The sequence below is a fragment of the Hymenobacter antarcticus genome, from assembly GCF_039539545.1.
Classification (GTDB): domain Bacteria; phylum Bacteroidota; class Bacteroidia; order Cytophagales; family Hymenobacteraceae; genus Hymenobacter; species Hymenobacter antarcticus.
Genome location: NZ_BAABDI010000015.1, coordinates 45,395 through 57,674 on the forward strand (window position 1 = coordinate 45,395; position 12,280 = coordinate 57,674).

The 12,280-nt window shown below is 61.0% G+C and carries 13 protein-coding genes; 3 read left to right on the top strand and 10 right to left on the bottom strand.

The features are described from left to right. Nucleotides 1-22: 22 nt before the first annotated feature. The 6 genes from ABD819_RS11855 to ABD819_RS11880 form a co-directional block, all read right to left on the bottom strand. Nucleotides 23-406, bottom strand: coding sequence for a four helix bundle protein (locus tag ABD819_RS11855; RefSeq protein WP_345124530.1), 384 nt, complete (start codon nt 404-406; stop codon nt 23-25). Nucleotides 407-454: 48 nt separating this feature from the next. Further along, nucleotides 455-1,453, bottom strand: coding sequence for an AAA family ATPase (locus ABD819_RS11860; protein WP_425553979.1), 999 nt, complete (start codon nt 1,451-1,453; stop codon nt 455-457). 172 nt (nt 1,454-1,625) lie between these two features. Then, on the bottom strand, nt 1,626-3,041 hold the full coding sequence (locus ABD819_RS11865) for a DUF4350 domain-containing protein (protein ID WP_345124536.1): 1,416 nt from the start codon (nt 3,039-3,041) through the stop codon (nt 1,626-1,628). After that, nucleotides 3,041-3,823 (bottom strand): DUF4129 domain-containing protein, encoded by a 783-nt coding sequence (locus tag ABD819_RS11870; protein ID WP_345124538.1) that lies wholly within the window; start codon nt 3,821-3,823, stop codon nt 3,041-3,043. Before ABD819_RS11870 ends, ABD819_RS11865 begins: the two co-directional genes overlap by 1 nt. A 307-nt stretch (nt 3,824-4,130) precedes the next feature. Then, entirely contained in the window at nt 4,131-5,135 is a 1,005-nt protein-coding gene (locus ABD819_RS11875; protein ID WP_345124543.1) for a hypothetical protein, read from the bottom strand. 48 nt (nt 5,136-5,183) lie between these two features. Beyond that, nucleotides 5,184-6,143, bottom strand: coding sequence for a stage II sporulation protein M (locus ABD819_RS11880; RefSeq protein ID WP_345124545.1), 960 nt, complete (start codon nt 6,141-6,143; stop codon nt 5,184-5,186). A 365-nt stretch (nt 6,144-6,508) separates the two neighbouring features. On the opposite strand from ABD819_RS11880, the gene phhA reads away from it, so the two are divergent. Then, entirely contained in the window at nt 6,509-7,282 is a 774-nt protein-coding gene (gene phhA, locus ABD819_RS11885) for a phenylalanine 4-monooxygenase (protein WP_345124549.1), read from the top strand. Between the two features lie 40 nt (nt 7,283-7,322). After that, nucleotides 7,323-8,066, top strand: a complete 744-nt coding sequence (locus tag ABD819_RS11890) for an RDD family protein (RefSeq protein WP_345124552.1) — start codon at nt 7,323-7,325, stop codon at nt 8,064-8,066. 351 nt (nt 8,067-8,417) lie between these two features. On the opposite strand, the gene ABD819_RS11895 is transcribed toward ABD819_RS11890, so the two are convergent. Next, nucleotides 8,418-9,131 carry an SDR family oxidoreductase gene (locus ABD819_RS11895; protein ID WP_345124554.1) on the bottom strand — a complete coding sequence of 238 codons (714 nt, stop codon included), beginning with the start codon at nt 9,129-9,131 and terminating at the stop codon, nt 8,418-8,420. 124 nt (nt 9,132-9,255) lie between these two features. On the opposite strand from ABD819_RS11895, the gene ABD819_RS11900 reads away from it, so the two are divergent. Beyond that, nucleotides 9,256-9,843 carry a GNAT family N-acetyltransferase gene (locus ABD819_RS11900; protein WP_345124556.1) on the top strand — a complete coding sequence of 196 codons (588 nt, stop codon included), beginning with the start codon at nt 9,256-9,258 and terminating at the stop codon, nt 9,841-9,843. Between the two features lie 16 nt (nt 9,844-9,859). Here ABD819_RS11900 and ABD819_RS11905 read toward each other — a convergent pair whose 3' ends face one another. From ABD819_RS11905 to ABD819_RS11915, 3 genes are read right to left on the bottom strand one after another with little or no spacing between them, the layout of a single operon-like run. Then, complete coding sequence (locus tag ABD819_RS11905; RefSeq protein WP_345124558.1) at nt 9,860-10,087, bottom strand: hypothetical protein; 228 nt, start codon at nt 10,085-10,087, stop codon at nt 9,860-9,862. Nucleotides 10,088-10,093: 6 nt separating this feature from the next. Then, nucleotides 10,094-10,678 carry an ATPase gene (locus tag ABD819_RS11910; RefSeq protein ID WP_345124560.1) on the bottom strand — a complete coding sequence of 195 codons (585 nt, stop codon included), beginning with the start codon at nt 10,676-10,678 and terminating at the stop codon, nt 10,094-10,096. Nucleotides 10,679-10,691: 13 nt separating this feature from the next. Continuing rightward, nucleotides 10,692-12,230 (bottom strand): carbon-nitrogen hydrolase family protein, encoded by a 1,539-nt coding sequence (locus tag ABD819_RS11915; RefSeq protein WP_425553980.1) that lies wholly within the window; start codon nt 12,228-12,230, stop codon nt 10,692-10,694. Between the last annotated feature and the right edge of the window lie 50 nt (nt 12,231-12,280).

Sequence of the window (12,280 nt, forward strand, 5' to 3'; positions counted from 1 at the left end):
GTTAAAAGTTGAGAGTTAAAAGTTAAAAAACGGGTGACTCTTCTTCTTTTAATTCGTCGTTGCGTGTGGAAAGTAAAATGGCCGCTAACATTCGTTTCAGTTCTTCAGCACCTTCGATTAGGGATTCTGCCAAACGTGGCTCAAGACATTCTGTGTCGCGGAGTAGACGCAGCCAGTAGTGCGTCTCTCGGGCCTCCTTGTAAGCAATACTGCATTTGGCGGCAAAGTCCCGGCGCGAAAATCCGCCAGTAGCTTCTTCCACATTGGCACCGATGGATGTTCCGCTTCGCAAAAGCTGTTCTGCCATAGCGCGTGGCTGCTTGTTCTTTAAAAGCAACTTGTACAGTTTCACAATGCGTTGCGCAAAGGCGTAGCTCTTGTACAGAACAGTATTCTCAGCGCTCATTTCAAACTCTAAAAAGTTTTAACTCTCAACTTTTAACTTTTAACTGAATTACCGCGGCACCTCCACACTCTGGATAATCTGCTTTACCACCTCATCGGGCGTGCCGCCTTCCATCTCGCGTTCGGGCGTGAGCATGATGCGGTGGCGCAGCACGCTGGGGGCCAGAAACTGCACATCCTCGGGCGTCACAAAGTCGCGGCCGCGCAGGGCGGCCAGGGCTTTGGCCCCGTTCAGCAAAGCCAGCGAGGCACGGGGCGACGCGCCCAGGTACAGCGACTTGTGCGCCCGCGTCTGGCCCACCAGCTTGGCGATGTACTCCAGGATATTGGCCTCCACGCGCTGCTGGCGCACTTGCTGGCGCAGTTGGGCGAGGTCGGCGGCGCTCAGGATGGGACGCACGGCCTCCAGGTTGGTGCTGCCCTGGCCGCCGTGGTGGCCGGTCAGAATCTGTACTTCCTCGGCCAGGGTGGGGTAGCCCACGTGCAGCTTAAACAGGAACCGGTCGAGCTGGGCCTCGGGCAAGCGGTAGGTGCCTTCCTGCTCGATGGGGTTTTGGGTGGCCAGCACCAGGAAGGGCTCGGCCATAAGGTAGGTGGTGCCGTCCTGGGTCACGGTGCGCTCCTCCATCACCTCAAACAGCGCCGATTGCGTCTTGGCGGGGGCGCGGTTGATTTCGTCAATCAGCACGACGCTGGCGAAGATGGGGCCGCGCCGAAACTCAAACTCGCCCTTGTTCTGCCGGAATACCGACGTGCCCAGCACGTCGCTCGGCATCATGTCGGGGGTGAACTGGATGCGGCTGAACGGCACTTCCAGGGTGCGGGCCAGCAGCTTGGCCATGAGGGTTTTGGCCACGCCGGGCACGCCTTCGAGCAATACATGGCCATCGGCCAGCACGGCGGTGAGCAGCAGCTCCAGCAAATCGGCCTGCCCGACAATGATTTTGCCGATTTCGGCCCGAATTTCCGCCGTTTGGGCCGTGAGGCGGGCAAAGTCGGTGCGCGGGGCGAAGCCGGGCTCGGGAGTAGCCACGGTGGCGGCTGCCATAGCTGCTTGCTCCTCAGTCGGTTGAAAAGTATTTTCGTTTTCCATCTAAAGCTAACGGCTCATTGAGCAAAAGTTATAGGTAAAATCAAGCACCAGAAGCAACGGCAGGCAACCACAAAGGACCCCGTCAAAAATCAAAATAATCAGCGAAATCACGGTTAATCAGCGTCAATCAGCGATTGACTTCCCGTTTAAAATCACTCAGTGCCCGGCTCAATTGCAGCAGCTGCTGGTCATTCATTTGGGGAGCGGTGCGGGCAAAGTTCACAATGCGCAGCAGCTCATCGACGCGGGGCCGGGGCACGCCGGCCTTCTGGCTGAGCCGCTCGCGAAAGTCGGCATCGCCAAAGTCTGGGCTGGTTTCCTGAAAGCGGGTGCGCAGATAATCCATAAACAGGCCCACTTTCTTCTCGGCGATGAGCGCGTGGCTGCTGCCCTGGCGGTAGAGGCTGGCCACGGTGCGCGTAAACAGCAGCGTGGTATTGGGTAAGGGATTGATGGTGGGGATGATGCGCTGGCGACGCCGGGCCTCGATAAAGACAAAGAGCAGCCCGCCAACCAGAATGAGGTAGTAGGCCAGCCGCAGGGGCTCGTGGGCCAGCACCACGCGCAGCAGCGACTGCTCGCCCACGGGCCCCTGCTTCTGGTATTCATCCCAAAAAGTGCGGCGAGCGGGCAGGTAGGCCAGGGCTGCCGCGGCAAAGCCAGCGGTGCGCGGCCGCAGCAGGTAGTAGTTGGTGAAGGCGATGGGCGTGGTGCAGAAGTAAAAATGCCCCCGGCCGTAGTCGAGGCGCACGAACGTGGCGCGGCCCTGCGCATCCGTCGCCAGGGTGCGGCCCACCCGGCCCGAATCGACCACCAAGCGCTGCCGGGCCCCGCTGCCGGGCAGGCGGGTGCGCCCCGCTGCCAGCGCCGGGTTGGTGAAGCGCAGGTCCACTGAATCGAGCTGCGGGAAGCCCTGAGGGCCTTTGTGGGTTTTAATTTCGGCATCCTCCACGCGGAAGCCCAGGCTGTCGCGCAGCAGGCCGCGCCCGCTGCTGAAGTTCTGGGCCGCCACAAAAATGTCGTTGCCGCGCGCCGCGAACCGCAGCAGGGCCAGGGCATCGGGCCGGCTCAGCTCAAAATCCTCGTTGATAAATAAGTAGTTGGCCTGCTGCCTGAGCAGCGGAATGGCTTCCCGATTGGTATCGTCTTCGTCGGCTTGCTCTTCGAGGGCTACTTCTTCCGATTCGTCGGTGGTTGCCACCGTCGCCGTTGAATCAGTCGCGGCCGGGTCACCCTTCGAATCGGCAGCCGGAACAGTTGTTTCCTCGCTGGTCGGTTTGGCCCGGTTTTCGGGGATTTCTGCCGGTCCCAGACCCGTGAGCTGATTGTACACGGGCAGCCGCACGACCTCAACCGAATCGGTGCCGAGCAGGCGCGGGAGCTGGTCGTAGAGCGCATAGGTGCCGTAGGGAATCTTGTCCTTGTTGGCGTAAGTAGGGCTCCAGTTCAGGGGCTTGGGCCGGTTGTATTCCAGGGCCACGTAGCCGCCAAACAGCAGCGCGATTCCCAGCAGGTAGAGGCGAAAGGTGGTGAGCTGAGGCATCAGGCGGGTAGCGCGTTAGGAGAAGCCACGGCCCGCTGGCTGGCGCGGGCCTGCTGGTAGAGGGCGGCATTCAGCCGCAGCTCGCCGTACCACACGTACTCAAACTCGCGGGTGGCACCGCGGAACGCCTCGGCCTGGGAGCCGGGAGCCAGCTCGGCCAGGTAGGCGTGGTTGGTTTTGTCGGGCTGCCAGTTGATGAGGCCCCGGTCGGTGAGGCGCTTCAGCACCTCCAGGTAGCCCAGGCGCAGGGCCAGGCGGAAGTTGCCGGCGTCCTCGGCTTCGGCAATGCGGGCCGCGAAATCAACTTCGTGAATGTTCTCCGCCGCCGTGTCATACGCCAGTGGGCCGCGCCGCGCCGCGCGCCCGAAGGCCCCCGTAATATCCACCTGCAACAGCTTGAGCACGGCGTAGACCAGCGCCGCCAGCACGGCCGCATACATTCCATATTTCCAGGTGAAGCGGCCGGTGGGGCTGCCCATCAGCCCACTCAGCCAGCGCCACAGCCGCGCCCAGAACGCATCCCAGGCATCGGTACTGGCATCGGGCTCCACGTAGCGGAACTCGCGCTGGGCGGCCAACTCGCGCAGCCGGACGGTATTGGCGCGGCGCACGGGCAGGACCATGCTGCGGTCGGGCGGCAGGGCTTGGGAGCGCGGGTGCCGGGCCACGCTGGCCGAATCGGCGGGGGCCGGCGCGGCCAGGGTTGGCACGCCGGGCAGGGCCAGCAGGCCCAGCCCCAGCAGCAGCGCACGAATTACCCGCGCCGGTTGGCCCACGGGCATTGGCTGAAGCCGAACCAGAAATTTACGCACGCCGAACAATGCCACTCGTTGTAAAATAGGAACCGAAAGTTAAGTTGGTGGTCATTAGAGCAGTTTCCGAGTCAGTGTACATTTTTGAAAACAGTTAAAAGTTGAGAGTTAAAAGTTAAAAATCAGACGTAGTGGGTTTTAACTTTTAACTCTCAACTTTTAACTCTGTACATGAACTCGGAAACTGCTGTAGTTGTCAGTTGTCGGCAGGATGACAATCGTCTGACTGACAACAAGTAACGAGTAACTGACAACCCGTTTGCTTTTGAACGACTACTTAGTATTCGCCTTCGTCGTCGGGCTGGTAAGTGCCGCCGCTCACCTGCGGGGCGGCCGTCCGGCCCAGCGAATCAACCAGCAGGCGCAGGCCTACGCCGTCCTTGCGCTCCACGAGGTTGAAGTACTGAAAAAGCATGGCCACCAGCGGCAGCATGGCCGTCAGAATCCAGCCCAGGGCGTAGAAGCACATGGCCGCCACACTCAGGATTTCGGAGTCGAAACCCGGGATTTTGAGCATTGTTCGCGCCACAATCAGGCCGTAAAACGGGATGATAAAGGCGTAGTTGAGGATGCCGGTAATTATCGACATGACAATGTACAGCCCCAGTGACGACCACCATTTACCCTTTATCAGGTAAAACGAGCGCCGGAAAGCCGCCACTACGCCATCGTCCTCCATCCAAAGGACTGGAAAGTAGAGCGTGAGGCACACCACCACCCACACCATCGGAAAGAACAGCAGCACCACGAAGCCCGGCCCCAGCAGCGCCAGCGCGCCGCCCACCACGCCCATGCCAATGACCATAATGATGGCCAATAGCAGCCAGCCGCCCACCACGCGGCCCAGCCGGGGCCACATAAAGGCCCACACCTGGCCCGGCCGCACGGTTTCGGCGGCGGGTGTGCTCATGCGCACCCGCACGAAAGCGTACACGGTGCTCGAAAGCAGCAGAAACGCCAGCATGAAGCCCAGCGCCGCCAGGCCAATGCCCACGAAGGACAGCGCTGAAAAAGGGCTGTTATTGTATTGATGCGCGATTTCGACCGGGCCGCCCAGGCGGTTGCGCGAGCCCGCAAACGGCATCTTTGTAAGGAAATTACTCATAATCAGCCCCATGCCGATGCCCGCCAGCAAGGCCCCCGGCAGCACGAAATACGCCAGGCACTTCACCAGCGGCCGGAACTGCGCCGTCACAAATTCGAACGTAGCCCCAACTTTGGCTCCGAAGTCGCGCTCCCGGCGATAGTCGGCTTCCCGGGTGTAGGTAGCTTTTGCTTGCATGATGATAGAGTAGATAAAAACGTGGCAGTCAGGCTGCTCGCGGGTAAATTAATGCGAAGAAGGAGCCGCCAGCCGCCGCGCCACCTGCCGGGGGTACACCACGAAATACCAGCCGATAAACGCCGCCGAGCTGCCAATAATTAGCAGGCTGGCCGCCACCGGCATTTCAGTGTGGCGCGTCACGAAGCCTTCCAGAAAGCCGGCCACGATAAAGATGGGTACCAGCCCGATGGCCATTTTCAGGCCGTCGCGGGCCGACTGCCGGAACGCTTCGCCCCGCCCATACGTGCCCGGAAACAATATTCCCCGCGCCATCACGAAGCCCGCCGCGCCAGCCACGATAACCGCCGAAATCTCCAGCGTACCGTGAATCCAGATGGTGAGCACCGAGGCCCGCAGCACGTGGTAGTGGTAGAAAAAATACTGGAACGAGCCCAGCATCAGCCCCGTGCGGAACATCTGCACGAGCGTGCCGATGCCCAGCGTCACGCCTTGCACGAAAATGCTCAGGGCCACGTAGATGTTATTGGCCGTGATGCCCAGAAACATCAGCGTTTCGCCCTCCTGCTTATACACCGCCATGGGGTCGCCCCGCCGGATGTTCTCAATGGTCGTGTTCACGTAGCTGTCGCCCATCACCACCCGCACAAACGAGTCGTCGTAAGCCGCCGACAGCGCGCCCAACCCCGTGAAGAGTACAAACAGCAGCGCTGTGAAGGCCAGCGTGCCATGGTGCCGGGCCACCACCAGCGGCAGCTCCAGGGCCCAGAACCGGACGAAGCGGCCGCGGTCCTGGCGCTTGTTGGCATACAGGCGCTGGTGCACCTTGCTGGTGAGGCCGTTGAGGTAGGCCGTGGTCGGGGAGGAGGGGTAAAAGGTCTGGGCGTATGCCAGGTCGTCGGTCAGAGCCACGAAGCGGGCGGCCAGCTCGTCGGGCCCGGCGGGAGGGCGCTTTTCGTACTGCTGCCAGCGCTCCTGGTTCTGGCGCAAAAAAACGGCTTCTCGCATGGCTCAGAGTTGAAGGCCTTAAAGATAAGTAGCCGCTGCCCCACGCCGCGCCCATGAAAGAGGGGCAATGCGATATTTTCCGATTTGCGTCTATCTTTGCACCATGTTCGCATCATTAGCCCGCCGCTATTATCGCTATTGCACCTACGCACCCTCCCGGGGCGAAGCGGCTTTGGCGTAGCCCGGCTAGTCCCGGCACTCCTACTTGCAAATTTTGCAACTGCCTGCTTCCGACCCCGGAGGCAGGCAGTTTTTGTTAAGCTAATTCCAGTTTCACCCCTACTCACTTTCTCGTTTTTATGGCTCGGGGACGCGAAGCACCGCTTCGCGCTACAGTTTCACCCTTACTCACTTTCTCGTTTTTTATGAACCACGCTCCCGATACTACGTCTGACACCCTGCTGCCCCAGGATTATGCCGCCTACACCGCCGACGACCAGTGGGTGTGGCGCACCCTGTTTGAGCGCCAGATGCAGGTGCTGCCCACCGTGGCTTCCCGACGCTTTCTCGAAGGCCTGCCCCGCATCGATTTCCGGGCCGCCAAAATCCCCGACTTTGCCGAGGTGAACCCGCTGCTGGACAAAGCCACCGGCTGGAGCCTGGTGGCCGTGCCCGGCATCGTGGACGACCGCACGTTTTTCGAGCTGCTGGCCGCCCGCCGCTTTCCGGCCACCACCTGGCTGCGCACCCCGGCCCAGCTCGATTACCTGGAGGAGCCCGATATGTTCCACGACGTATTCGCCCACGTACCGCTGCTCACGGACCGGTTTTTTGCCGATTTCCTGCAAGCCGTGGGCACCCTGGCCCTGCTCCACCTCCACGATGCCCGGGCCATACAGCTGCTCTCGCGCCTCTACTGGTTCACGGTCGAGTTCGGCCTCATCAACGAAGGTGACCGGCTGCGCATCTACGGCGCGGGCATCCTGTCGTCGGCCGGCGAAACCAAGTTTTGCCTGAGCGATGAGCCCGCCCGCCGCCCCTTCGACGTGGCCGACATTCTGGCCACGCCCTACGTGAAGGACCGGATGCAGGACGTGTACTTTATCATCGATTCCTACGAGCAGCTGGCTGCCTCGGTGCCGGCTCTGGAGGCCGAGCTGCTGCGCCTGCTGGCTGCCCAGCCGGAATCCGTTGGCTAAGCCCTATTTTTCGAGCTGAAATCTGCCCTTCACTCTTTGTATGAGTTCCATCCGCGTCCACACCGCCCAAAACGTCACCCTCGAATACGAAATCGCCAGCCTGGGCGACCGGATTGTGGCGGCCATCATCGACTATGTCATTCTGATAGCCTGGGCTATGCTGTGCGCCATGCTGCTGGTAGTGCCATTGGTTTCGGGTGGTCGCCCTTCTGAATCCAGTTTTGGTCCTCTGGTCATCCTGGTTGCGTTTCTGGCTTACGCCCCGCTGGTTTTCTATAACCTGGTATGCGAGGTGTTTCTCAACGGCCAGAGCATCGGCAAGAAGGCCCGTAACATCAAGGTGATGCGCCTCGATGGCACGGCTCCGAGCATCGGTGACTACCTGCTGCGCTGGCTGTTGCGCATCATCGACTTACAGTTTGCGGGCCTGGTGGCCATTATTTCCATCGCGGCCAGCCAGCGCGGGCAGCGCCTCGGCGACATGGCCGCCGGTACCACCGTGGTGAAAGTGCGCCCAACTACTGGTTTTGAAACCACCTTGGGCGGCCTGAGCTCGATTGCGGGCTACCAGGTGGTGTTTCCGCAAGTAGCCGTGCTGGCCGACCACGACGTGGCCCTGGTGCGCCAGCTGCTGCAGCAAGCCAGCGCCCGCGGCAACTACGAGGTATTGAATCAGATAGCCAACAAGGTAAAAACGCTTACCGGCATTCAAACCGACTTGCAGGACGAGCCTTTTTTGAAAACCGTGCTGCGCGACTACGTCCACCTGGCCACTGGCAATTAGCGTTTTCACGTAATAGCGGCGAAAAGGCGACGCACTGGCTTAGCTCATCCGCAAGGTCGTCTCAAGCAGAAAGGCCCGATTCCAGGTTCGTTGCTCCGGTCTGACCGCCCGAGGTGGTCTGACCGGTTGAAGAACCCCCGATTTCGCCCCCCCCGACAACCGGTCAGACCGCCTCGGGCGGTCAGACCAGACCGTTCAACCTGCGCCCGGCGGCAGCCGGATAAATTGCAGAAAGGCCCGACTCTGGATGAGTCGGGCCTTTCTGCAATTAGCTCAAAACGAGTTTAAAATCAAAAGCAAGTGGCCAAAAGCCGGACGGATTGCAACACACGCACCAGCAATTTCTGGCCGCTACCACGGCACGGGCTGGCCCTGCCAGGTCACGAAGCTGCCGTTTTCTTCGGCGTGCAGCTGCTCGGCCAGCCGGATAATGCCGCGGGCCGAGTCGGCAGGTTCCTGGGTGGCGGCGTCGCCGCCCATGCCGGTGCGCATCCAGCCGGGGTCCACAATCACCGAAATCAGGCCCTGGTTGCCGATTTCGGCGGCCAGGCTGCGCATGTACATGTTCAGGGCGGCCTTGCTGGCGCTGTAGTGGTAGGGGTCGCCGGTGGCTTTCCAGGTCAGCGAGCCCTGGCCCGACGACATGCTGAGAATGCGGCCCTTGCGCCCGGCCCGCAGCAGCGGCAGCAGCGCCTGCGACACCAGCAGCGGCCCAATGGCATTCACCTGCATGGCCTCGATGGCATCGGCGTGGGTGAGCTGGCCGAGGCGCTGGTGGGCATCGCCGGAGCCCGCGTGCGGGTACACGCCGGCGTTGTTGATGAGTACATCGAGGGCATCGGTGGCGGCGCTCACGGCCAGCACGGCGGCGGCAATGGACGCGTCATCGGTCACGTCGAGGGACACGAGCACGAGGCGGTCGGCGTACTGCTGGCGCAACTGCTGCAAGTCGGTAGCCTCGGCGGGATGCCGGCTGGCGGCGAACACCTGGTCGCCCCGCTCCAGGTATTGGCGGGTAAGTTCGAGGCCCAGGCCCCGGTTGGCTCCGGTAATGAAAGCGCGCATAGTTGCTAGTGGGAAATGACGAGAAGAATGGGGCCGAAGTTTACGCAAAAAATGCGCAGCCGGCAGCAGCGGCAAGCCCTGCTGCCAAGCCGGTTCGAAGCGAAATAGTTTTCTTGCGGCTTCTATGGCTCCCCTCATCACCTCCCTCAGTCCGGCCGAAGCCCAGGCCCTGCTGCCTCAGCTCCACGCGCTGCTTCACGATGCCGTCGATTCGGGCGCTTCCGTCGGCTTTCTGCCGCCGTTGCCCGTTGCCGAGGCCCTCCACTACTGGCAAAGCGTTGTCGCGGCCATCGAAGCCGGCTCCCGCGTGCTGCTCGTGGCCCGCCAGCCCGGCGAAACCGACCTGCTGGGGGCCGTGCAGCTCGACCTGGCCACCCGGCCTAACTCCCTGCACCGGGCCGAAGTATCGAAGCTGCTGGTGCATCGGCGGGCGCGCCGGCAGGGCCTGGCCCGCCAGCTATTAGTAGTACTGGAGGACCATGCCCGCCAGCTGGCCCGCACCACGCTGGTGCTCGATACCCGCCACGGCGACATCGCCGAGCTGCTGTACCAGGCAATGGGGTACCAGTTTGTAGGGCTGATACCCGAATATTTTCTCAACAGCGACCGGCAGCTACACACTACGGCCGTGTACTATAAGCTGCTGCCCCCAAATGACTTAACCACGACCGCCGCTACTTTAGCAACCTCACGAGTCGGAAGCCGCCCCTGAAGCCCAGCCGGCCCGGCTACCCGGCCGGCACGATGCCGCGCTGGCGCAACAGTTCCGGGTAGGGGTTTTCGGTTTGGATGCTGCCGTCGGGCATCTCGTAGTAGATGCGGCCGTTGCGGCTGAAACACAGCGGGATGCCTTTGCGGCGCAGGTTTTCCTGGGCTTTAATTACGGCGTTTTGGCCAATGCGCTGAACTTCCTCAATATACCCCTGCGGAGCTTCCGAGATGATGGTTGATTTCATAATGAGCTATGAATTAAGTTCTTGTTCTTCGATAAACGCTTGAAAAACAGGTTGCACCTGAACGGTGAGGTTATGGTTTTGAAAGTTGGCTACGTACACAAATCGAGCGTCGGCATTCAAAACCATTTGCCATTCGTCGGCCAAAAGGCGGTAGGTGCGCCAAAAATTCTTCTTGCTCCGGGCAAATCGACGCATGATATCTTCCATCGGAATGTCATGTCCACCGTCCAAAACCCGCCCGGCTACCCGGCCGGCGGATAGCTCCCACGTTGGCAAAAACACGTAAACCAACGTTATACGGTATCCGGCCGCTACAAACTGCCGAAGTTGTTGCGCCAGGGAAAGCCCTGACAGCGTAGACTCAACAACCAGGTTGGCCCGAATTGTCCGCAATTCAGCCAGACGGGTTACAAAGGCTCGTCCCGCCGGGATGCGGGCATCACGCACGTTCTCGGGGCGAATGCTCCAGGCTATTTCGTCCGCATTCAAAAAGATGAAGTCCGGGTTGTCTGCTAAAAATTCGTGCGCGAACGTTGACTTGCCGGCTCCGTTGGGCCCGCCAATCAAAAACAGTTTTGGTTGGTCGTTCATCTTCCAAATGTACCTACCCGGCCGCGATGGCCTTCCGGCGCGAGCTCGTTTTGGGGGCGCGCTCCACGCCCTGCTCCAGCAGTTCGTCGTCGCGCTCGGTTTTCTTCACCCAGCTCACCGAGTACAGGTCCTTGCGACGGTCGCGCAGGTTGCGCACCGCGCCGCTGGTGTTCAGGTCTTTGAGCAGGTCGAGGTCGAGGTCGGCAATCAGCGTCATCTCCGTGTTGGGCGTGGCTTCGGCCACGATGGCATCGTGCGGGAAGGCAAAGTCCGACGGGCTGAACACGGCCGACTGCGAGTACTGAATGTCCATGTTCTCGACGCGGGGCAGGTTGCCCACCGAGCCGGTGATGGCCACGTAGCACTCGTTTTCGATGGCCCGGGCCTGGGCGCAGAGGCGCACGCGCTGGTAGGCGTTTTTGGTATCGGTCCAGAAGGGCACGAACAGGATTTTCATGCCCTCGTCGCTCAGCATGCGCGAGAGCTCCGGGAATTCCACGTCGTAGCACACCAGAATGCCGATTTTGCCAAAATCCGTGTCGAAGCACTTCAGCTTGTCGCCCCCGCGCATGCCCCAGTAGCTGGCCTCGTCGGGCGTGACGTGCAGCTTATACTGCTCGTCCACGGTGCCGTCGCGGCGGCAGAGGAAGGCCACGTTGTGCAGCTTTTCATCGAGGTAAACTGGCATCGAGCCGGCTACGATGTTGATGTTGTAGCTCACGGCCAGCTCCATCATCTTGACCTTGATGGGCTCGGTGAAGGCCGCCATGGCCCGGATGGCCACCGCCGGCGAATCCTCGTTGGTGAGGGCCATGAGCGGAGCGTTGAAGAATTCCGGAAACATCACGCAGTCAGACTTGTAGCCGCTCACGGTGTCCACGAAAAACTCAATCTGCTGCAACAGGTCTTCCAGGCTGCGGGTGGCGCGCATCTGCCACTGCACAATGCCGATGCGCACGTTGGATTTGGTGTTGCCGATGAGCTTTTCTTCTTCCTCGTAATACACGTTAATCCACTCCAGCAGCGTGGCGTAAGCCTTTGATTCGGAGTCGTAAGGCAGGTAGCCCCGGATGAGCTTCCGCACGTAGAACTCGTTGCTGAGCTGGAAAGTGAGGATGGGGTCGACCAATTCCTTGTTCCGCACCATCTCCACGTACTTGGCCGGGGTCATCTCGTTGGCGTAGGTAGCGTAGCCGGGAATGCGGCCACCGGCCACCATGGCGCGCAGGTTCAGGTTTTCGCACAGCTCCTTGCGGGCATCGTAGAGGCGGCGGCCCAGGCGCAGGCTGCGGTATTCGGGGTCCACGAATACGTCGACACCATAGAGCGTGTCGCCGTCCGAGTCGTGGGTGTCGAACTTGCCGTTGCCCGTGATTTTGGCGTAGGTGTGCTTGTCGCCGTACTTGTCATAGTCCACGATGATGGCCAGAGCTGCGGCCACCAGCCGGCCGTTGTCCTCGATACCAATCTGGCCCTCCGGAAACTTGCGAATCAGGGCGCTGAACTCGTCGGCCGACCACGCGCCTTCCATGTTGGAATACACCTGGTCCATAATGCCCTTAATCGCCTTGAAGTCGGAGCGGCGCAGGGTGCGCAGCACCA

Coding starts and splice junctions, on each gene's coding strand:
- ABD819_RS11875 (WP_345124543.1), bottom strand. CDS start 5,135: ATGCAAGCAAAAGCTACCTACACCCGGGAAGCCGACTATCGCCGGGAG.
- ABD819_RS11870 (WP_345124538.1), bottom strand. CDS start 3,823: ATGCCCGTGGGCCAACCGGCGCGGGTAATTCGTGCGCTGCTGCTGGGG.
- ABD819_RS11890 (WP_345124552.1), top strand. CDS start 7,323: ATGAGTTCCATCCGCGTCCACACCGCCCAAAACGTCACCCTCGAATAC.
- ABD819_RS11895 (WP_345124554.1), bottom strand. CDS start 9,131: ATGCGCGCTTTCATTACCGGAGCCAACCGGGGCCTGGGCCTCGAACTT.
- ABD819_RS11855 (WP_345124530.1), bottom strand. CDS start 406: ATGAGCGCTGAGAATACTGTTCTGTACAAGAGCTACGCCTTTGCGCAA.
- ABD819_RS11905 (WP_345124558.1), bottom strand. CDS start 10,087: ATGAAATCAACCATCATCTCGGAAGCTCCGCAGGGGTATATTGAGGAA.
- ABD819_RS11910 (WP_345124560.1), bottom strand. CDS start 10,678: ATGAACGACCAACCAAAACTGTTTTTGATTGGCGGGCCCAACGGAGCC.
- ABD819_RS11880 (WP_345124545.1), bottom strand. CDS start 6,143: ATGCGAGAAGCCGTTTTTTTGCGCCAGAACCAGGAGCGCTGGCAGCAG.
- ABD819_RS11915 (WP_425553980.1), bottom strand. CDS start 12,230: ATGGACCAGGTGTATTCCAACATGGAAGGCGCGTGGTCGGCCGACGAG.
- ABD819_RS11860 (WP_425553979.1), bottom strand. CDS start 1,453: ATGGCAGCCGCCACCGTGGCTACTCCCGAGCCCGGCTTCGCCCCGCGC.
- ABD819_RS11900 (WP_345124556.1), top strand. CDS start 9,256: ATGGCTCCCCTCATCACCTCCCTCAGTCCGGCCGAAGCCCAGGCCCTG.
- phhA (WP_345124549.1), top strand. CDS start 6,509: ATGAACCACGCTCCCGATACTACGTCTGACACCCTGCTGCCCCAGGAT.
- ABD819_RS11865 (WP_345124536.1), bottom strand. CDS start 3,041: ATGCCTCAGCTCACCACCTTTCGCCTCTACCTGCTGGGAATCGCGCTG.